General features: G+C 74.6%; 15 protein-coding genes. 6 read left to right on the top strand and 9 right to left on the bottom strand.

Features of this window, described 5'->3' with window-relative positions:
- Positions 1-116 precede the first annotated feature (116 nt).
- Both ACZCLJ_RS06850 and ACZCLJ_RS06845 read left to right on the top strand, forming a co-directional pair.
- A complete protein-coding gene (locus ACZCLJ_RS06850; RefSeq protein WP_251153204.1) occupies positions 117-1,610 on the top strand; it encodes a helix-turn-helix domain-containing protein in 1,494 nt (497 codons plus the stop codon).
- A gap of 73 nt (positions 1,611-1,683) precedes the next feature.
- On the top strand, positions 1,684-2,250 hold the full coding sequence (locus ACZCLJ_RS06845) for a DUF3060 domain-containing protein (RefSeq protein ID WP_463105905.1): 567 nt from the start codon (positions 1,684-1,686) through the stop codon (positions 2,248-2,250).
- Between the two features lie 94 nt (positions 2,251-2,344).
- Here the strand turns inward: ACZCLJ_RS06845 and ACZCLJ_RS06840 are convergent, their stop codons facing one another.
- From ACZCLJ_RS06840 to ACZCLJ_RS06810, 7 genes are all read right to left on the bottom strand, one after another.
- Complete coding sequence (locus ACZCLJ_RS06840; protein ID WP_463105904.1) at positions 2,345-4,105, bottom strand: alpha/beta hydrolase; 1,761 nt, start codon at positions 4,103-4,105, stop codon at positions 2,345-2,347.
- A gap of 101 nt (positions 4,106-4,206) precedes the next feature.
- Entirely contained in the window at positions 4,207-5,430 is a 1,224-nt protein-coding gene (locus ACZCLJ_RS06835; protein ID WP_463105903.1) for an acetyl-CoA C-acyltransferase, read from the bottom strand.
- Between the two features lie 91 nt (positions 5,431-5,521).
- A complete protein-coding gene (locus tag ACZCLJ_RS06830; protein ID WP_463105902.1) occupies positions 5,522-6,181 on the bottom strand; it encodes a CoA transferase subunit B in 660 nt (219 codons plus the stop codon).
- 3 nt (positions 6,182-6,184) lie between these two features.
- Positions 6,185-7,111, bottom strand: a complete 927-nt coding sequence (locus tag ACZCLJ_RS06825; RefSeq protein ID WP_463105901.1) for a CoA transferase subunit A — start codon at positions 7,109-7,111, stop codon at positions 6,185-6,187.
- Between the two features lie 158 nt (positions 7,112-7,269).
- The gene (gene nhaA, locus ACZCLJ_RS06820; RefSeq protein WP_463105900.1) at positions 7,270-8,565 is read right to left on the bottom strand and encodes a Na+/H+ antiporter NhaA; all 1,296 of its coding nucleotides are present in this window, start codon (positions 8,563-8,565) and stop codon (positions 7,270-7,272) included.
- Positions 8,566-8,707: 142 nt separating this feature from the next.
- Positions 8,708-9,286 carry a DUF1697 domain-containing protein gene (locus ACZCLJ_RS06815; RefSeq protein ID WP_463105899.1) on the bottom strand — a complete coding sequence of 193 codons (579 nt, stop codon included), beginning with the start codon at positions 9,284-9,286 and terminating at the stop codon, positions 8,708-8,710.
- Positions 9,283-10,827, bottom strand: a complete 1,545-nt coding sequence (locus ACZCLJ_RS06810; RefSeq protein WP_463105898.1) for an amidase — start codon at positions 10,825-10,827, stop codon at positions 9,283-9,285. Before ACZCLJ_RS06810 ends, ACZCLJ_RS06815 begins: the two co-directional genes overlap by 4 nt.
- Before the next feature lie 148 nt (positions 10,828-10,975).
- On the opposite strand from ACZCLJ_RS06810, the gene ACZCLJ_RS06805 reads away from it, so the two are divergent.
- Together ACZCLJ_RS06805 and ACZCLJ_RS06800 are read left to right on the top strand one after the other, a co-directional pair.
- The gene (locus ACZCLJ_RS06805) at positions 10,976-12,553 is read left to right on the top strand and encodes a DHA2 family efflux MFS transporter permease subunit (RefSeq protein ID WP_463105897.1); all 1,578 of its coding nucleotides are present in this window, start codon (positions 10,976-10,978) and stop codon (positions 12,551-12,553) included.
- 261 nt (positions 12,554-12,814) lie between these two features.
- A complete protein-coding gene (locus tag ACZCLJ_RS06800) occupies positions 12,815-14,173 on the top strand; it encodes a PhoH family protein (RefSeq protein ID WP_251153213.1) in 1,359 nt (452 codons plus the stop codon).
- On the opposite strand, the gene ACZCLJ_RS06795 is transcribed toward ACZCLJ_RS06800, so the two are convergent.
- Positions 14,106-15,560 carry an FUSC family protein gene (locus ACZCLJ_RS06795; protein ID WP_463105896.1) on the bottom strand — a complete coding sequence of 485 codons (1,455 nt, stop codon included), beginning with the start codon at positions 15,558-15,560 and terminating at the stop codon, positions 14,106-14,108. The two genes, ACZCLJ_RS06800 and ACZCLJ_RS06795, sit on opposite strands and share 68 nt — an antisense overlap.
- A 75-nt stretch (positions 15,561-15,635) precedes the next feature.
- Between ACZCLJ_RS06795 and ACZCLJ_RS06790 the strand changes: the two genes are divergently transcribed.
- Both ACZCLJ_RS06790 and ACZCLJ_RS06785 read left to right on the top strand, forming a co-directional pair.
- Entirely contained in the window at positions 15,636-16,124 is a 489-nt protein-coding gene (locus ACZCLJ_RS06790) for a MarR family winged helix-turn-helix transcriptional regulator (RefSeq protein WP_463105895.1), read from the top strand.
- A 188-nt stretch (positions 16,125-16,312) separates the two neighbouring features.
- Complete coding sequence (locus ACZCLJ_RS06785) at positions 16,313-17,797, top strand: MFS transporter (RefSeq protein WP_463105894.1); 1,485 nt, start codon at positions 16,313-16,315, stop codon at positions 17,795-17,797.
- Positions 17,798-18,045: 248 nt separating this feature from the next.
- On the opposite strand, the gene ACZCLJ_RS06780 is transcribed toward ACZCLJ_RS06785, so the two are convergent.
- The gene (locus ACZCLJ_RS06780; protein WP_463105893.1) at positions 18,046-19,485 is read right to left on the bottom strand and encodes a class II fumarate hydratase; all 1,440 of its coding nucleotides are present in this window, start codon (positions 19,483-19,485) and stop codon (positions 18,046-18,048) included.
- Position 19,486: the final 1 nt, after the last annotated feature.

Below are 19,486 nucleotides of genomic sequence, written 5' to 3'. Positions count from 1 at the left end.
GGTGAGGCCGTGTTTCGACCTTCGTGCCTCCGCAAGCCCGTTCTCAAGCCAGATCGAGCGAAAGATTCGCTGTTCTTCTGTTGTGCGCAAGGAGTGGCGTGTGTCACTCTCGGGTCATGGCTATCCCGACGACGCGACCGGCCGGAATCGCGGAACATGCGGAGATCCCTCTCGAGAGCGAGCCCGACGCCCTGACGATCGGCCGGCGCATCCGCCACCTGCGGACCGAGCGGGGCATGACGCTCGACGAGCTCGGCGCCGCGATCGGCCGCGCGCCGTCGCAGGTGTCGCTGCTCGAGAACGGGCGGCGCGAGCCCCGGTTCGCGCAGCTCCAGGCCGTCGCGCGCGCCCTCGGCGCGAGCCTCGACGACCTGCTCTCCGCCGAGCCGCCGTCACGGCGCGACGCGCTGGAGATCGAGCTCGAGCGCGCGCAGCGCGGCCCGCTCTTCGACGCGCTCGGCCTGCGGCCGGTGCGCGTCGGCAAGTCGCTGCCGACCGACGCGCTCGAGACGATCGTCGCGCTGCGGCGGGAGCTCGAGCGCCTGCACACCGAGCGCGCGGCGACGCCGGAGGAGGCGCGTCGCGCCAACGCCGAGCTGCGGGCCACGATGCGCGCGCAGGACAACTACTTCCCCGAGCTGGAGGACGCGGCGGCGGAGCTGCTCGACGGCGTCGGCCACGCCGGCGGTCCGCTGCCGCAGCGTGTGGCGGCCGAGATCGCGTCCCACCTGGGCTTCACGCTGCACTACGTCGGCGACCTGCCCCACTCGACGCGCTCCGTGCTCGACCTGCGGCACCGCCGGGTCTACCTGCCGAGCAACGGGATGCGCGGGCGGTCCAACGCGACGTCGGCGCTCCTGCAGGCCCTGGCGCCCCACGTCCTGGGGCACGCCGAGCCGGGCGACTACCGCGAGTTCCTGCGCCAGCGCGTCGAGGCGAACTACCTCGCCGCGGCGCTGCTGCTGCCCGAGCGTCACGCCGTCAAGGCGCTGCGGACCGCGAAGGAGGCGCGCGAGATCTCCATCGAGGACCTGCGCGACGCGTTCGCGGTCTCGTACGAGACCGCGGCGCACCGGTTCACGAACCTGGCGTCCAAGCACCTGGGCATCCCGGTGCACTTCATGAAGGTCCACGAGTCCGGCGTCATCCACAAGGCCTACGAGAACGACGGCGTCCGCTTCCCTGCCGACCCGCTCGGCGCGGTCGAGGGCCAGTACGTGTGCCGCAGCTGGACCGCGCGCACGGTGTTCGCCGTCGAGGACCGGCTCAGCCCGTTCAGCCAGTACACCGACACCCCGAGCGGCACGTACTGGTGCACGTCCCGGGTCCAGGGCTCCGCGGACGGCGACTTCTCGGTGAGCGTCGGGGTGCCGTTCGCGCACGTGAAGTGGTTCCTCGGGCGCGACACCACCGAGCGCCTCGTCTCCCGCTGTCCCGACGGCGCGTGCTGCCGACGTCCGCCCGACGCCCTCTCGGACCGGTGGTCCGGTCAGGCCTGGCCGAGCGCGCGACCGCACGCGTCGATGCTCGCGGCGATGCCGGCGGGAGCGTTCCCGGGCGTCGACCAGACGGAGGTCTTCAGCTTCCTCGATCGGCACGCGCCGGCGTAGCGTGCCGGACGTCACCGCCAGCAAGAGCCGCTCCCGGTTGCCCGGTCGGCACCCCCTCCCGACGATGGAGGGCATGACCCCGCGCCGACTCGCCCTCCTCGCCGTGCCCGCCGTCCTCGTCCTCGGCCTCGCCGCCTGCGGTGGTGACCCCGAGGACCCGGAGACGGTCACCGAGACGGTGACGGCGCAGGCGGACGGCGGTGCGGACGACGGGAACGCGGACGACGGGGACGCGGGCGGCGGGACGGCCGACGACGCGACGGACCGTCAGGTGTTCGCCGAGCACGGTGCCCGCGACGCCCGGGTCGACTGCGCGGGCGGCGCGGTCGAGATCAGCGCGGACGGCGCGGAGGTCGACGTCGTGGGCGGGTGCTCGACCGTGCTCCTCACGGGCCACGGCACGGAGGTGGACGTCGAGGCGAGCGACCTCGAGAGTCTCGAGATCTCCGGGAACGACGCGCGCGTGGACGTCGACGGTCACGTCGAGGCCGTCGTCGTCTCCGGTCACGGCGCCCGCGTCGAGGTCGGCAGTGTGGCGACGGTCCAGGTCAGCGGCAACGGCGTGCGCATCTCGTACGAGAGCGGCGACGCCCCGACGGTCGACGACGGCGGTGAGGGGACCTCGGTCGTCAGGGACTGACTCTCAGCCGTGCCGGCGCCGACCCCTGCACGACGTCCGCTGCACGACGTCCGCTGCACGACGTCCGCTGCGGGACGTCCGGGCGTCGTCGGGCTCAGCCGATCGAGCCGCCCTGGACCGGCGCGTCCATCGCGGCCTTGAGCCGCGTCGTGTCGGCCTCCGTCCAGCCGTCCGGCGCGTGCAGGACCGCGAAGCCGTCGGCGTACTCCAGCTCGTAGACGTGGCCGTGGCCGGACGGGATGTCCGAGGCCGCCGCGACGAACAGGTCGCCCTTGAGCTGCCAGAACGTGACGAACGGGTACCACCGCACGTCGCCGAGCACGTCCGGGCCGCGGGGCTCGCGCAGCCAGTCGGGCTCCGACCACAGCGTCTCGGGCGACCACCACGTGACGCCGTCGGACGCGTGCTGCAGGTAGACGACGCGCGGGTCCTCCCAGCGAGGGCCTGGACCCCACACGTCCGCGACCCCGGTGCGGACCGGGTCGCCCCAGCGGACCTGCCGACCGCCGTCGAGCACGGGCGCGTACTCGAGCGACCCGGGGTCCCGCGCGTCCGTGAGCTCGCGCCACAGCGGCGTGAACCCGGGCGTCCCGGTGAACATCGCGCCGTCGGTGCGGGCCTCGAGGTCCTGGACGCCGCTGAACGCGCCCTGCATGCCGAACGACCCGAGGGAGATGCCGGACGCGAGCAGGCGGGGGCGGTCGTCCTCGGGCAGCTCGGACCACCGGTCGTACACGGCCTCGAAGAGCGCCTTGCCCGCGGCGGGCGGGGTGGACCGGTCGCCGACGAAGCTGATCCAGCTCGGCAGGTACGAGTACTGCATGCTCGCGATCGCGGTGTCACCACCGTGCATGAGCTCGAGCGCCTCGGTCATCGCCGGGTCGACCCAGCCGGTGCCGGTCGTCGTCACGACGACGAGGACGGACCGGTCCCAGGCGTCCGTCCGGTCGAGCTCGTCGACGACGCGGGCGGCCGTCGCGTCGAGGTCGCCGTCCGCGTCGAGGCCCGCGTACGCGTGGATGGGCTCGAGCACGTCCGCGGGGTCGACGACGTCGCCCGCCTGCGCGAACGCGCGCAGCTCGTCGAGGGTCGGCCCGGAGACGACGAACTTGCGGCCCTCCGCACCGAGTGACTCCCACGTCTCGGGGGAGGCCTCGGACCCGGACCGTTCGGACCGGGCCGGTGGGGTGAGCCGGGGACTGATCTCGTCGTTCGCCGTCGCGAAGATCCCGTTGAGGGCACTGAGCACCCCGGACCAGATCACGCCGTTGACGACGAGCACGACGACGACCGCGACGATCACGCCGCTGGCGAACCGCGCGACGGGCACGGGGACGACGTTGTCGACGAGCAGGCTCAACCAGTGCGCGAGCCGGCGCAGCCCGCGCGCCGTCTGGAGGACGAGCAGCGCGACGAGCAGCGCGAGGAGGAGCGTCACGACCTCGCGGCCCGGGACGTCCTCGGACATGCCGAACAGGTGCCTCAGCTCGATCTGCCGCCGCGCGCCGAGGACGAGCGAGAGCGGCACGAGCACCCCCGCCGCCCCGGCGAGCACCCACCATGCGACGCGGCTCGCGCGTGCGGACCACCGGATCCGCAGCCCGACCTTCACCGCGAACCACTCGACGAGCGCGCCGAGCCCGTACCCGCCGATCGCGCTCACGCCCGAGATCACCGCCTGGTAGTACCAGGCGCGCGGGATGAGCGACGGCGTGAACGACACGCAGAACCACACGAGCGCGAGCACCAGCCCGGTCGCCGAGAACCGCCGCAACCACCGTCCCCACGCCCCACGCCGCCGCGGCGCCTCGTCGACGGGCTCGGGGACGCGGATCTCCGCGACGGTGGCGTGCACAACCGCGAGCGTAGGGGAGCGGTCCCGCGTCGTCCCCTCGAACCGGGACCGGCCCATCGGGGAAGCTCGGCGAGGTCGTGAGCTCCCGGTCCCGGGACGAGCTACGCCTCGAGCAGCAGCGCCTCGCCCTGGCCGCCGCCGCCGCACAGCCCGACGGCGGCCCGGCCGCCCCCGCGCCGCGCGAGCTCGTGCGCCGCGTGGACGGCGAGCCGCGCGCCGGACGCGCCGATCGGGTGCCCGAGCGAGATCCCGCCACCGTGCACGTTGACGATCTCGGGGTCGACGCCGAGGACGCGCGTCGAGACGGCGACCACCGTCGCGAACGCCTCGTTGATCTCGACGAGGTCGAGGTCGGTGACGTCCCAGCCGGCGCGGTCGAGCGCCTGGCGGATCGCCCGCGCGGGCTGGGAGTGCAGCGAGGTGTCCGGCCCGGCCACCTGGCCCCACGTGCGGACCGTCGCGAGCACCGTCGACCCCGCCGCCTCGGCGCGGGCGCGCGTGGTGAGGACCAGCGCTGCGGCGCCGTCGGAGATCTGCGACGCGTTGCCGGCGGTGATGGTGCCCTCGGGGTCGAACGCGGGGCGCAGCCGGGCGAGGCCGTCGGCCGTCGTGTCGGGGCGCACGCCCTCGTCGTCACGGACCTCGACGGGCTCGCCGCGACGCTGCGGCACGCTCACGGGCGCGAGCTCGGCGTCGAACAGGCCGTCCTTCGCCGCGGCCGCGGCGCGCTGGTGCGACGCGGCGGCGACGGCGTCCTGCTCCTCGCGCGAGACGAACACGTCGCCCGTGTTGGTCCGCTCGGTGGAGACACCCATGGACGCCCGGTCGAACGCGTCGGTGAGCCCGTCGCGAGCGACCGCGTCGACGAGCGTCGCGTCGCCGAACGCGAACCCGGCACGCGCGCCCGGCAGCAGGTGCGGCGCGTTCGTCATCGACTCCTGGCCGCCGACGAGCACGACCTCGGCCTCGCCCGACCGGATCATCCGCGTCCCGTCGATCACCGCCGTGAGCCCGGACAGGCACACCTTGTTGACGGTCACCGCAGGGACCTCCCAGCCGACGCCCGCGGCGGCCGCCGTCTGGCGCGCCGGGTTCTGGCCGGCGCCCGCCTGGAGCACCTGCCCGAAGACCACGGCATCGACCGCGTCGGCGCCCAGCCCGGAGCGCTCGACCGCGGCGCGCGCGGCCACGGCGCCGAGATCCACGGCGCTCAGCGCGGCGAGCGAGCCCTTGAGCCGCCCCTGGGGCGTGCGCGCGGCGGCGACCACGACGACGTCCTCGGCGCGGTCGGGGGAGTGGTCGGGGGAGAAGCCGGTGGTGCTCACTGCGGGACCTCCAGGGGTGCGGACGGCGGTGTCTGCGCGGGCGTCGGGGGTGTGGCGCCGCTCTCTCCCACGCTACCCCGGGCGCGCGCGGTCACGACGCGGCGAGGGGTGCGTCGTCGAGCCCGACGGTGAGCTCCGGCCCGGTCGCCGAGCGCACCTCGTCGACGCTCACGCCGGGCGCGGTCTCGCGCAGCACGAGCCCGTGCCGGGTGACGTCGATGACGGCGAGGTCGGTGATGACCCGGTGCACGACGCCCCGCCCGGTCAGCGGGAGCGAGCACGACCGCAGGATCTTCGGCGACCCGTCGCGCGCGACGTGCTCCATGAGCACGATCACCCGGGCCGCGCCGTGCACGAGGTCCATCGCGCCACCAGGGCCCTTGACCATCTTGCCGGGGATCATCCAGTTGGCGAGGTCGCCGCCCTCGGAGACCTGCATGCCCCCGAGGATCGCGGCGTCGATCTTGCCGCCGCGGATCATGCCGAAGCTCAGGGCGGAGTCGAAGAACGCCGCGCCGGGCAGGACGGTCACGGTCTCCTTCCCGGCGTTGATGAGGTCGGGGTCGACCGCGTCCTCGGTCGGGTAGGGCCCCACGCCGAGGATCCCGTTCTCCGACTGCAGCACGAGGTGCCTGTCGGCGGGGACATGGTTGGGCACGAGGGTCGGCAGACCGATCCCGAGGTTGACGTACCAGCCGTCCTGCAGCTCGCGCGCTGCGCGCGCGGCCATCTCGTCACGCGTGAGCGGCACGTCTCAGCCCTCCTTCGGCGTGGGGACGGCGGGAGCGGTGCCCGACGCCGCGGGCGCGGGCCGGCCGGTCTCCGCAGCGGGCCGGACCGTGCGTCGCTCGATGCGCTTGGGCGCGTCGGTCCCGACCTCGACCACGCGGTGCACGAACACGCCGGGGAGGTGGACGGCGTCGGGGTCGATCTCGCCGGGCTCGACGAGCTCCTCGACCTGCGCGACGCACACGCGCCCGGCCATCGCGGCGAGCGGGGAGAAGTTGCGGGCCGAGCGGTGGAACGCGAGGTTGCCGTGCCGGTCCCCGCGCTGTGCGTGGACGAGCGCGAAGTCGGTGGTGATCGCCTCCTCGAGGACGAACTCGGCCTCGTCCGCGAAGGTGCCGTCCAGCCCGCGCGGGCCCACGCCGAACGCGCGCACCTCCTTCGGCGAGCTCGCACGGGCGACCCCGCCCGCGCCGTCGTACCGCTGGGGCAGGCCGCCCTCGGCGACCTGCGTGCCGACGCCGGTGCGTGTCCAGAAGCCTGCGATCCCGGACCCGCCGGCGCGCAGCTTCTCCGCGAGGGTGCCCTGCGGCGTGAGCTCGAGCTCGAGCTCCCCGGAGAGGAACTGACGCTCGAACTCCTTGTTCTCGCCGACGTACGAGCTCGTCATCCGCCGGATCCGCCCGGCCCGCAGGAGCAGTCCGAGACCCCAGTCGTCGACGCCGCAATTGTTGCTCACGACCCACAGGTCGCGGGTCCCCTGCGCGAGCAGCGCCTCGATGAGCGCGACCGGGTTGCCGCACAGGCCGAACCCGCCGACGGCGAGCGACGCGCCGTCGGGCACGTCGGCCACGGCCTCGGCGGCCGACGCGACGACCTTGTCCAGGCCCGGTCGCCTGTCCGGGCGGCGGAGCCCGGGAGCGGGCGGGGGAACGGGTGGGCTCGTCAGGCTCATGGCGCGACCTCCTCGTCACGGCCGTCGCCGAGGGGTGGTGGACGACGGCGCACCGGCCGCGCGGCGACCGTGCCGCGCGGGATCTCGTGGGTCGATCATCCCGCGCCGCGCGGTGTCCGGGCGACCGGTGCCCTCGGGCGCGCGTCGCGCGCCGGGCGTCAGTGCTCGAGCCGGTCCTTCTCGTCGCCGATGAGGTCGGTGACCTCGTCGGGCAGGTCGTCGCGGTTCATGTCGTCGGAGCGGGCCTTGCGCGCGTCCCAGCGCAGTGAGAACGCGGCGAGCACGGCGGCGATCGTCGAGGCGCCGAGGATCGCGATCTTCGCGCCGTCCGTGTGCTCGGCGTCCGGGAACGACAGCTCGGCGATGAGGAGCGAGACCGTGAAGCCGATCCCCGCGAGGAGACCGACCGGCAACAGGTCGCGCACCCCGATCCCGGCGGCGAGACGCAGCGGGGTGAAGCGCGTGACGAGTGCGGTGACCCCGAGGACGCCGATGAGCTTGCCGAGGACGAGGCCGAGCACGATGGCGAGCACGACGGGCTGGGCGAGGACCTCGGAGACCGGGGTCTCGCCACCGACGATCGACACGCCCGCGGCGAAGAACGCGAAGAGGGGGAGGGCGATGCCCTGGGAGACCGGCCGGACCGTGCGCTCGAAGCGGTGCGTCCGCGACTCGCTCTCGCCGTGGACGACGAGCGCCGGGACCGCGAAGCCGAGGAGGACGCCGGCGATGGTCGCGTGGACGCCCGACTCGTGCATGAACGCCCACGCGACGGCCGCGACGGGGAGCAGGAGCCACCAGTGCGTGCGCCGGGCACGGACGAGCACCGCGTACAGCGCGACGGCGACCAGCGACAGGCCGAGGAAGAGCCAGTCGAGGGCCTCGGTGTAGAAGATCGCGATGATGACGATCGCGAGCAGGTCGTCGACGACCGCGAGCGTGAGGAGGAACGTGCGGATCGCGACGGGCAGCCCGCGCCCGAAGACGGCGAGCACGCCGAGGGCGAACGCGATGTCGGTCGCGGTCGGGATCGCCCACCCGTGCAGCGCGCTCGGGTCGCCCAGGACGAGCAGCACGACGACGAAGATCGCGGCCGGGACCGCCATGCCACCGACGGCGGCGAGCATCGGGACCCCGGCCTGCTTCGGGTTGCGCAGGCTCCCGGCGACGAACTCCTGCTTGAGCTCGACCCCGACGACGAAGAAGAAGACCGCGAGCAGCCCGTCCGCCGCCCACGTCGCGAGCGTGAGGTCGAGGTGCAGCGGGGCCGAGGGGCCGAGGACGGCGTTCGACAGCGTGAAGTACGCGTCGCGCCACGGGGAGTTCGCCCAGAGGAGCGCGACGAGGGCGGCGCCGATGAGCAGCGCGCCTCCCGTCGTCTCGCGGCTCGCCCAACGGCGCAGCGGGCCTGGTGCGGACGAGGAGGGCGCGGTGGACGGGGACGCAGCAGTCATGGTTCTCCTGGGGAGGTCGGTGGCGGGAGGGCGACACGAGGGGTCGCTGAACGCGTCGCCGACCAGACTTCCCGGCACACCGGGGACGATCCTACGCGGCGGCCGGGCACCGCGCCCGCGCGCCCGCGGACGACGAGCGGGGTCAGGTGGGCGGCGTCGTCGCCCCGTCGCCGTCGACCTCTCGCGCCAGCTCGAGCAGCCGCGTGACGGTGTTCCAGTTCCGGCCCGTCACGGGCGTTCCCGCGGCGCGCGACAGCACGGTCGTCGTGAGCGGCGACCGGCCGATGCCGTCGGGGTACCGCGCGTAGAGCACGCCGTGCGCGACGGCGAGGCTCTCGCGCCCCGCGGTGGACAGGTCCAGCCGCGCGATCCCCGCGGCGTCGACCGGCTCCTCCCCGACGAGCACGAGCACGTGCGACGGGTCCTCGCGCGCGGCCTTCGGCCAGGGGACGTCGGCGACGATCCGCTCGAGCTGCGCGGTCGTCAGCACGACGACGGTCGCGTCGACGCCGAACTCCTCGACCACGCCGTCGTGGACGAGGCGCGCCACGTCCGCGGCCGACCTCGCGCCCGAGCCGCCGGCCGCCACCACGAGGTTGCCGCTGTTGACGATCGTGCGGGGCGCGGCGAACCCGAGCTCGCCGGCCAGGGCGCGCAGCCGCGTCGACGGGACCTTGCGTCCGCCGACGTTCACGGCGAACAGCAGCGCGGCGTAGCTCATGGCACCTCCGGGGGACGGCGGTCGGACCAGGGCGCCGCCTGCTCCAGCAGCGCGGCGAGGCACAGCAGCAGCGCGTCGTCGCCGTGGGCGGCGCCGAGCATCACGCCGACGGGGACCGTACGCGCGGTGCCGTCGGCGTCCTCGACGCGCGCCTCGCCGAGCGGCAGCGAGATCGCCGGTCGGCCGGTGAGGTTGTACAGGCTCGTCCACGGGGTGAACGCGGTCTGCGCCGCGAAGTCGGCGGCGGGGTCGTCGTCGAGCCGCTGGGTGCCGACGAGCGCGGGCGGCTGGGCGAGCGTCGGGGACACGACGACGTCGACGCCGGCCCACGCCGCGGCGACCTCGCGCGCGAGGGCCTGCACCCCGGCGAGCGCCGTCGCGTGCTCGAGACCGGTGACCGCGCGTCCGCGCTCCCGCAGCCAGCGCGTGAGCGGGACGAGGAGGCGCTCGCGTTCCGTCGGTACGGGCGCCTGGAGCGCGCCGACCGACCACAGGGCCGCGAACGCGTCCCAGCGCTCGGCCGGGAACGGGGGAGCGACCTCGACGACCTCGTGGCCGGCGTCCGCGAGGAGCGCCGCGACGGTCCGGGCCGCAGCCGCGCACGCGGGGTGCACCGGGGCGTCGGCGGCGATCACGGGGTCGAGGAGCAGCCCGACCCGCAGGGGTCCCCCTCGCGAGACGTGCGGGACGGTCGCGCCGAGCGCCGCGACGAACGACCGCGGCGGGCCGTCCGCTCCGGTGAGGAGGTCGCGCGAGCGGGTGCCCGACGGCGCGACGTCGCCACCCGTGAACGTGTCGCCCGGCCACGGCCGCGCGAGCACGTCGAGGAAGGCTGCCGTGTCCCGGACGGACCGGGTGAGGACGCCGTGCGTGGCGAGCCCGGCGCCGTCGACCCCGGACGGTCCCGGGCTCACGCGGCCCCGCGAGGGCTTGAGGCCGACCAGGCCGCACGCGCTCGCGGGGATGCGCAGCGAACCGCCGCCGTCGCTGCCGTGCGCGACGGGCACGACGCGCCCCGCGACGGCCGCGGCGGCGCCTCCGCTCGACCCGCCGGCGGACCGCGCGAGGTCCCACGGCGTGCGTGCCGGAGGGCCGGTGTCTGGCTCGGTGTAGCAGGGGAGGCCGAGCTCGGGCGTCGAGGTCTTGCCGACGAGCACGGTGCCGGCGGCGCGCAGGAGCGTCACGACGCCGTCGTCGGCCGCGGGCAGGAACGGGTCGAGCGCCCCGGACCCGGCGCGCATCGGCACCCCGGCGACCATCGTCAGGTCCTTGACCGGGCACGGGACGCCGAGGAACGGGGGGAGCGCGCCCGGCACGTCGGCGGTCCCGTCACGGCGCGCCGCGACGAGCGCGGCCTCCGCCGCCTCGGCCTGCGTGCTCGAGAGACCGGGCGCCAGCACCGCGAAGGCGCCGAGCGCCGCGCCCGTCCGCTCGGCCGCCTCGAGGGTGGCGGCGAGCACCTCGGTCGGCGAGACGTCGCCGACCCGGAGCGCCCGCGCGAGCGAGGTCGCGTCGAGGTCGTGCAGGTCGGGGAGGCCCATGCGCCCGACGCTACCGGGGCGGCCGCATCGCCACCGCGCGGGGACGCTCCTATGATCGCTTGTGCCCACTCCTCCCGCTGGAACCGGTCCGTCCGAACGTGCCACCGCCCCGACCTCGGTCGAGGCGCCCGCGCCCCGCACCGGTGTCGTGCCCCTCGTGGACCTGCACGGCCGCAGCGCGTGGAGCATCCTGCCGCCGCTGATCCTCGGCTTCTTCATGATCATGGTCGACACGACGATCGTGAACATCGCCGTGCCGACGCTCCAGCGCGAGCTCGACGCGAGCCTCGTCGCGGTCGGCTGGGTCAACAGCGCCTACCTGCTCTCGTACGCCGTGCTCCTCCTCCTGGCCGGGCGCCTCGGCGACCGGTACGGGCCCAAGCCCGTGTTCGTCGCGGGGCTCGTCGTCTTCACGCTCGCCTCGGCGTGGTGCGGGCTGTCGGGGTCGATCGGGATGCTCATCGCCGCGCGCGTCGTCCAGGGCGTCGGCGCGGCCCTCATGACGCCGCAGACCATGGCGATGATCACGCGCGTCTTCCCGGCGACCCAGCGCGGCGCGGCCATGGGCCTGTGGGGCGCGACCGCCGGCGTCGCGACGATCGCCGGCCCGCTGCTCGGCGGCGTGTTCGTCGAGACGTGGGGCTGGGAGTGGATCTTCTTCGTCAACGTCCCGGTGGGCGTCGTCGCGCTGTGGCTCGGGTTCACGCGGCTGCCGCGGCTCGCGACCAACAAGCGCACGTTCGACGTCCTGGGCGTCGTGCTGTCGGTCGTCGGGCTGTTCGCCGTCGTGTTCGGTCTCCAGGAGGGCGAGACGTACGACTGGGGCACCATCACGGGCTTCGTCACCGTGTGGGGCATGATCGGGCTCGGTCTCGCGGTCCTCGTCGTGTTCGTCTGGTGGCAGCACCGGCTCGGCGACGCGGCGCTTCTGCCGCTGAAGCTGTTCCGCTCGCGCACCTTCTCGCTCGCGAACGTCGCGGGCATGTCCGTGTCGTTCGCGATGATCGGGATCTTCTTCCCGCTCACGATCTTCCTGCAGTCGATCCTCGGCCTGTCACCGCTGCACGCGGCGCTGATCAACCTGCCCGGCTCGCTCGTGTCCGGGATCGTCGCGCCGCTCGCGGGACGCCTCTCGGACCGCGTGCCCGCGAAGTGGGTCGTCGCGACGGGCTTCGGCGTCCTCGCCGTGGCGGTGGCGTGGCTCGCGGCCGTCGTCGCGCCCGGGGTGTCGGTCGCGGCGATCATCGCGCCGATGACGCTGTTCGGCATCGGGACCGGGTGCGTCTTCTCGCCGCTCGCCAACCTCGCGACGTCGGGCCTGGACGGCCGCACCGCCGGGGCCGGGGCGGGCGCGTTCAACACGACGCGCCAGGTGGGCGGCGTGATCGGATCGGCTGCGGTCGTCGCGACCCTCACCGCGCGACTCGCCGTGACCCTCCCTGCCGCGGCGCAGGACGCCGCGGCGTCCCTGCCCGAGGCGGTCCGTCAGCCGTTCCTCGACGGCTTCGCGAGCGCGGGCGGGTCGCTCGAGAGCGGCTCCGGCATGCCGGACCTCCCGGCGGGCGTGCCCGACGACGTCGCGCGCCAGGTCGGCGAGGCCGCCACGACCGCGTTCCACGCCGGTTTCGCGACGGCGGCCGGCCAGACGCTCGCGGTCACGGCCGCGGTGCTCGTGGTCGGCCTCGCGTGCGCGCTCGCCATGCCGCGCCGGCACGTCGAGCACTGACGGCCGCGGGCTCGACGTGAACGGCGGGTTAAACCTCGGCGACACGGGGGCGCAGGGCTGGTGATCGGAATCACACGGGCGTAGTTTCGCGAGGGACGGACGGCACCATCGCCGTCCTCCGGGAGGCCAGCCGATGGGGTTCATGCTCCGCTCAGGAGGGCCGGCACCGGCACTGCTGAGCCGTCGCACCCACGGCCCGGAAGCCGGTCGCCTGCCACACCCTGGAAGAGCACGGCGTTCGCGCGCCGGAGGGGAGCCCTCGTGGTCCACACCTCACCCACCCCCGGTCCTGCCCCGGACGACGACGGACGCCGGACGTTCGTCGTCGACACCTCGGTCCTCCTGAGCGACCCGCGCGCCATCGGGCGGTTCGCCGAGCACGACGTCGTCCTCCCGGTCGTCGTCATCACGGAGCTCGAGGCCAAGCGGCACCACGCGGAGCTCGGGTACTTCGCCCGCAGCGCGTTGCGCATGCTCGACGAGCTCCGGGTGAAGCACGGCCGCCTCGACGCGCCGATCCCGGTCGGCGACGTGGGCGGCACGTTGCGCGTCGAGCTCAACCACACGGATCCCACGGTGCTGCCTGCCGGCTTCCGTCTGGGGGACAACGACACACGCATCCTGTCCGTCGCGGCGAACCTCGCGACCGAGGGTCACGACGTGACGGTCGTGTCGAAGGACCTGCCGATGCGCGTCAAGGCGTCGGCCGTCGGGCTGCGCGCCGAGGAGTACCGCGCGGAGCTCGCCGTGGACTCCGGCTGGACGGGGATGAGCGAGATCTCGTTCACCGACGAGGAGACCGCGTCCCTGTGGGAGCACGAGTCCGTCGAGATCGCGAGCCTCGACCCCGCGGTCGTCGAGGCGGCCGGCCCCCTGCACTGCCACACAGGTCTCGTCGTGCACTCGCCGCGCGGGTCGGCGCTCGGCAGGGTCACGGCCGACAAGCACGTGCAGCTCGTGCGCGGCGACCGCGACCTGTTCGGGCTGCACGGGCGGTCCGCCGAGCAGCGGGTCGCGATCGACCTGCTCCTCGACGACAGCGTCGGGATCCTCTCGCTCGGCGGTCGCGCGGGGACGGGCAAGTCGGCGCTCGCGCTGTGCGCCGGTCTCGAGGCCGTGATGGAGCGCCGTCAGCACCGCAAGGTCATGGTGTTCCGGCCGCTCTACGCCGTGGGGGGCCAGGAGCTCGGGTACCTGCCCGGCTCCGAGGCCGAGAAGATGAACCCCTGGGCGCAGGCGGTGTACGACACCCTCGGTGCTCTCGTCTCCCCGCAGGTCCTCGACGAGGTGATCGACCGCGACATGCTCGAGGTCCTGCCGCTCACGCACATTCGCGGCCGGTCCCTGCACGACGCGTTCGTCATCGTCGACGAGGCCCAGTCGCTCGAGCGCAACGTGCTCCTGACCGTGCTCTCGCGCATCGGGCAGTCGTCGCGCGTCGTGCTCACGCACGACGTCGCGCAGCGGGACAACCTGCGCGTCGGGCGGCACGACGGCGTCGCCGCGGTGATCGAGGCGCTCAAGGGGCACCCGCTGTTCGCGCACGTGACGCTCACGCGCTCCGAGCGGTCGCCCGTCGCTGCGCTCGTGACGGAGATGCTGGAGTCGATCGAGGTCTGACGGCCGAGGGCGCGAGCCCCGGTCCTGCGGGGGAGGAGCCGGCCGCGACCGGGACCTCCCCCGTCGGACCGGGGTCGTCGCTCCCGGGGTCCGATGCCGTCGGCCGGGCGTGCAGGAGGACCACGGCGAGCAGGCCGACGGCGGCGCCGACCACGGTGTCGAGGGCGCGGTCGAGCGCGAGCGAGGCGGGCTCCGCGGGGTGCGCGAGCGACGTCATGAGCAGCGCCATCGGCGTGATCGTGAGCATCGCGAGCCCGTAGTGGCGGCCGACGACGACCTCGGTGACGGTCTGCAGGACGACCACGACGGCGGCCGTCGCCCAGAACTCGAGGTGGGCGGCGAGGAGCGGCCAGGCGAGCAGGGCTCCCAGGACCGTCCCCGCGCCGCGCTGGACCGCGCGCACGACCGCGTGCCGGGCCGAGTCGCCCTGGAGCACCGCGGTCGATCCCATGGTCGCCCAGGCGGCATGGCCGAGGCCGGCGAACGACGCGACCCCGCCGGCGACGACGCCCGCCGCTGCGACACGGAGGGTCGCGAGCCGCCAGCGGCCGGAGAGGTTCGCGCGGACCTGGGCGCGCAGCGTGCGGCGGGTCGGTGCCGGTGACTCCGGGCGGGGCGCACCGGCGTCGTCGAGCGCGCGCTCGACGAGGTCCAGCTCGCGCGAGAGCCCGACGGCGCCGGTCCGGGGGAGGCGCCACGACAGGTCGTCGGCGAGCACCTCGCGCGCGCGGCCGACGGCGAGGCAGGCGCGGTCCGCGGCGCCCGCTCCACCGCTCAGGTCCACGACGGCGCGGGTCGCGTCGAGCGCGCGACGCACCGCGAGGCGAGCGGGGCCCGAGGGGCGGACCACGGCACCGGCCATGCAGACGGTCAAGGCGATCAGCGCGCCGAGCGCGCCCGCGACGGCGCGCGGGCCGACGTCCTCCAGCCCGGGAGCACCCGCGAGACCGGCCCCGGCGGCGAAGACGACGATCGTCGCGCCTGGCGGGCCCGTCTGCAGGAGGAGGCAGAGCGCCGTCGTGCCCGCGGCCAGGGCGGCGACGCCCAGGAGCAGCACCGTCGCAGGGGCGTCCAGCGCCGCGAGAGCGGCGAAGACGGCGATGCTCGCGGTCAGGACGACGCCGACCCCGGCGAGCAGTGACGCGCGCCGCCGGTACGGGTCGTACCGCCCGTAGAGCGAGGTCAGCGCCCCGAGCGACGCGAACGCGGCGAGGTCGGTCCGGCCGAGCAGGCCGGGCAGCGCGAGCGCGAGGGCGACGGCCACGCCGCACCGCAGCGCCGCGGCGACCGTCGAGCTCGCTGGTGTCACGCGGACCGCCTCGGCGAGGAGGGACGGATCGAGCACGGTGCGCGCGGTCGCGCGGACGGGAGCGAGGGAGAGCGGCATCGGGCACGAGCGTATCGTCATTTTCTAGATGTTTCACTGGTGAAGTACTGTGAGCCGCGCCCTATCCTGGTCCTCGTGGACTACGTCGAACGCGTGCGTGCGCAGTGGGCCGACCAGCTGCCGGGGGTCGACACCTCGGTCGCCGACGTGACCGCCCGCCTGCGCCGCATCGCCGGGCTGCTGGACGCCCAGGTGGACGCCGCGCTCGTCGAGCGCGAGGTCTCGCGCCCGGAGCTGGACGTGCTCGCGGCGCTCCGCCGCACGGGCCGACCCCTGCGTGCGGGCGAGGTCACGACGATGACCGGTGCCCCCGGCGCGTCGATCACCAAGCGGCTCGACCGCCTCGAGCGCGCCGGGCTCGTCGCGCGCACGGTGCTCGAGCGCGACCGCCGAGGGGTCGTCGTCGAGCTCACCGCGTCAGGCCGTGCGCTCGTCGACGAGGTCTTCCCCCGTCAGCTCGCTCTCGAGGAACGCGCCCTCACCGGGCTGTCCGACGACGACCGCGCCACCCTCGGGGCGCTGCTCGCCACGGTCCTGCGGCGGCTCGACACGGCGGAGCACTGACGGCACGGACGCCGTGCGTGGCGTCGGTCACCTCGGCGGATCCGCCGGTCGGCGGGGGCGACGGTGCGTTAAGGTGGCGGGTCTGTCCGACCCCGCGGTTGGAGCGGCCGGGTCCCCGCGCAGTGCGCTGGGCGAGACCGGTCCGGGCTGGAAACCCCATGATCTCCCTCCGCGCACGAAGGTCGCACATGCCCTCACGCCCTGCCCCGCCCGCTGCCCTCACGACGGCTGCCGCACCCACCTCGCCCGCTCCGCGCGACGCGCGGCGGTGGTGGGTCCTCGTCGTCCTCGCCCTCACCCAGCTCCTCGTCGTGCTCGACGGCACGATCGTGAGCATCGCGCTGCCGCAGGCGCAGGCCGAGCTCGGCCTGAGCGACGCGCAGAGGCAGTGGGTCGTCACCGCGTACGCGCTCGCGTTCGGTGCGCTGCTCCTGCTCGGCGGCCGGATCGCCGACTACTGGGGTCGCAAGCGCACGTTCCTGCTCGGCATGGCCGGGTTCGGCGTCGCGTCGCTGCTCGCGGGCTTCGCGCCGACCGGCGTCGCCCTCATCGCGACCCGCGGTCTCCAGGGCGCGTTCGCCGCGCTCCTCGCGCCGGCGGCGCTCGCGCTGCTCACCGTCTCGTTCCCGAGCGGGAAGGAGCGCAACACCGCGTTCGCGGTCTTCGGGTCGGTCGCGGGCGTCGGTGCCGCCGTCGGTCTCGTGCTCGGCGGGCTCCTCACCGAGCTCGCCGACTGGCGCTGGTGCCTGTGGGTCAACGTGCCGGTCACGGTCGCCGGCCTCGTCGCGGCAGCGCTGCTCGTCCGCGAGAGCCGCGCGGACGGCGACAACCGCTACGACGTCGTGGGCACCGTCCTCGTCGTCCTCGGCCTCGGCGCCCTCGTCTACGGGCTCACGCTGGCCGAGCACTCCTGGACGTCGCCCGCGACCGTCGCGTTCCTCGTCCTCGGGGTCGCGCTGCTCGCCGCCTTCGTCGTCGTCGAGTCGCGCGTGGACCAGCCGCTCCTGCCGCTGCGGATCGTGCGCGACCCGGTCCGCGCCGGTGCGTTCCTCCTCCAGGCGATCGTCGGCACGCTCATGATCGGCGCCCTGCTCTACCTGTCGTTCCACCTGCAGGTCGTCATGGGCCTCCCGCCGCTGCGCGCGGGCCTGGGCTCCGTGCCGATGACGCTCGTCATCCTGGTCCTCGCGCCGGTCGTCACCACGGTCCTGCTGCCCCGCGTCGGCCCGCGACCGCTCATGATCGCGGGCCCGCTCGTCGCCGCGGCAGGGCTGCTCCTGCTCAGCAGGGTCACGGTCGACGGCTCGTACGCCGCGGAGATCCTGCCGTCGCAGCTCGTGCTCGGCGTCGGGCTCGCGCTCGTCCTCGTCCCGCTCCAGAACGTCGCCCTCGCGGGCGTCGCCCCGCACGACGCCGGTGCCGCGAGCGCGACCGTCAACGCGGCGATGCAGATCGGCGGCTCGATCGGCCTGTCCGTCTTCACGACGATCTACGCCGCCGCCCTGCCTGCGACGGGCGCGACCCCGGCCGACCTCGTCGACGGCTACTCGGCCGTCTTCACCGCAGCGGCCGTCACCATGGCGCTCGGTGCCGTCGTGGCGTTCGCCCTGGTCCGCGGCCCGAAGGATCGCCTCCTCCCGTCGGGCAACCACCAGCCCGCCCACCTCGGCTGAGCACGCCGCCCGGCCCGAAGAGACCTGCGCCGGGCGGTGAGGCACCAGGAGAACGCGACCACCATCGGACGGTGTCCAGGCGGTCTGCGTACCGACCCATGGTGACGTGACAGAAGGCCGGGGTGGGGTGGGGGCGCCGGTCGTGGCGGGTCTGGCGGGAGCGGGCGAGGAACGAGCCCGCGGATGGTAGACCGGCGCCCCCACCCCACCCGGGCTACCAGGGTGAGCAAGAGAGCGTGCGACGAACCTCAGCCCTGCGGCGGACGCGTCATCGACAGCACGTCCAGCGCCTCGTCGAGCTGCGCCTCGGTGACCTCGCCGCGCTCGACGAAGCCGAGGTCGACGACGGCCTGGCGTACCGTCAGGCCCTCCTTGACGGAGTGCTTCGCGACCTTCGCCGCGGCCTCGTACCCGATGACGCGGTTGAGCGGCGTGACGATGGACGGCGACGACTCGGCGAACGCGCGCGCCTTCTCGACGTTGGCGGTGATGCCTGCGACGGTCCGGTCCGCGAGGACCCGGGACGCGTTCGCGAGGAGGCGCACCGACTCGAGCACGCCCTGCGCGATGACGGGGATCTGCACGTTGAGCTCGAAGCTGCCCGACGCCCCGGCCCACGCGACGGTCGCGTCGTTGCCGATCACGCGCGCCGCGACCATGAGCACGGCCTCGGGGACCACGGGGTTGACCTTGCCCGGCATGATCGAGCTGCCCGGCTGCAGGTCGGGGATGAAGATCTCGCCGAGGCCCGTGTTCGGGCCGGAGCCCATCCAGCGTAGGTCGTTGCAGATCTTCGTGAGGGACACGGCGATCGTGCGCAGCGCGCCCGACAGCTCGACGAGGCCGTCGCGTGCGGACTGCGCCTCGAAGTGGTCGCGCGCCTCGGTGAGCGGCAGGCCGGTGTCCTCGACGAGCAGGGCGATGACGCGCTGCGGGAACCCGGCCGGGGTGTTGATGCCCGTGCCGACCGCGGTGCCGCCGAGCGGGACCTCCGCGGCCCGGGGGAGCGCGGCCTGGAGCCGCTCGATCCCGTAGCGGATCGCGGCCGCGTACCCGCCGAACTCCTGGCCCAGCGTCACGGGGGTCGCGTCCATGAGGTGCGTGCGGCCCGACTTGACGACCGTCGCGAACTCGGTGGCCTTCGCCCCGAGCTCGCCCGCGAGGTGCTCGAGCGCGGGCACGAGGTCACGGACCACGCCGGCGGTCGCGGCGACGTGCACCGACGTCGGGAAGACGTCGTTGGACGACTGCGAAGCGTTGACGTGGTCGTTCGGGTGGACGTCGCGGCCGAGCGAGCGCGTCGCGAGCGTCGCGAGCACCTCGTTGGTGTTCATGTTCGACGACGTCCCGGAGCCGGTCTGGAAGACGTCGACGGGGAAGTGCTCGTCGTGGGCGCCGGAGGCCACCTCGTCGGCGGCGGCGACGATCGCGGCGGCGACGTCCTCGTCCAGGACGCCGAGCTCGGCGTTCGCGCGTGCGGCGGCCTTCTTGACGCGGGCGAGGGCCTCGATGTGCCCCCGCTCGAGCGGGGTGCCGGAGATGGGGAAGTTCTCCACGGCGCGCTGGGTCTGCGCGCGGTAGAGGGCGCGCGCGGGGACGCGCACCTCGCCCATCGTGTCGTGCTCGATGCGGTACGCGGTCGCGGCGTCGCCGGCGACGGCGCCGGGTGCCTCGGGGGATGCAGTCATG

The organism is Cellulosimicrobium sp. So1_17, assembly GCF_055181235.1.
The sequence above is the reverse complement of the archived record's forward strand: the minus strand, read 5'-3'. Positions and strand labels throughout refer to the sequence as shown.

What these genes read in the sequence shown, in the direction of transcription:
- ACZCLJ_RS06785 (WP_463105894.1), top strand. Translation starts at nt 16,313, where the DNA reads ATGCCCTCACGCCCTGCCCCGCCCGCTGCCCTCACGACGGCTGCCGCA.
- ACZCLJ_RS06815 (WP_463105899.1), bottom strand. Translation starts at nt 9,286, where the DNA reads ATGAGCTACGCCGCGCTGCTGTTCGCCGTGAACGTCGGCGGACGCAAG.
- ACZCLJ_RS06845 (WP_463105905.1), top strand. Translation starts at nt 1,684, where the DNA reads ATGACCCCGCGCCGACTCGCCCTCCTCGCCGTGCCCGCCGTCCTCGTC.
- ACZCLJ_RS06825 (WP_463105901.1), bottom strand. Translation starts at nt 7,111, where the DNA reads ATGAGCCTGACGAGCCCACCCGTTCCCCCGCCCGCTCCCGGGCTCCGC.
- nhaA (WP_463105900.1), bottom strand. Translation starts at nt 8,565, where the DNA reads ATGACTGCTGCGTCCCCGTCCACCGCGCCCTCCTCGTCCGCACCAGGC.
- ACZCLJ_RS06810 (WP_463105898.1), bottom strand. Translation starts at nt 10,827, where the DNA reads ATGGGCCTCCCCGACCTGCACGACCTCGACGCGACCTCGCTCGCGCGG.
- ACZCLJ_RS06850 (WP_251153204.1), top strand. Translation starts at nt 117, where the DNA reads ATGGCTATCCCGACGACGCGACCGGCCGGAATCGCGGAACATGCGGAG.
- ACZCLJ_RS06780 (WP_463105893.1), bottom strand. Translation starts at nt 19,485, where the DNA reads ATGACTGCATCCCCCGAGGCACCCGGCGCCGTCGCCGGCGACGCCGCG.
- ACZCLJ_RS06795 (WP_463105896.1), bottom strand. Translation starts at nt 15,560, where the DNA reads ATGCCGCTCTCCCTCGCTCCCGTCCGCGCGACCGCGCGCACCGTGCTC.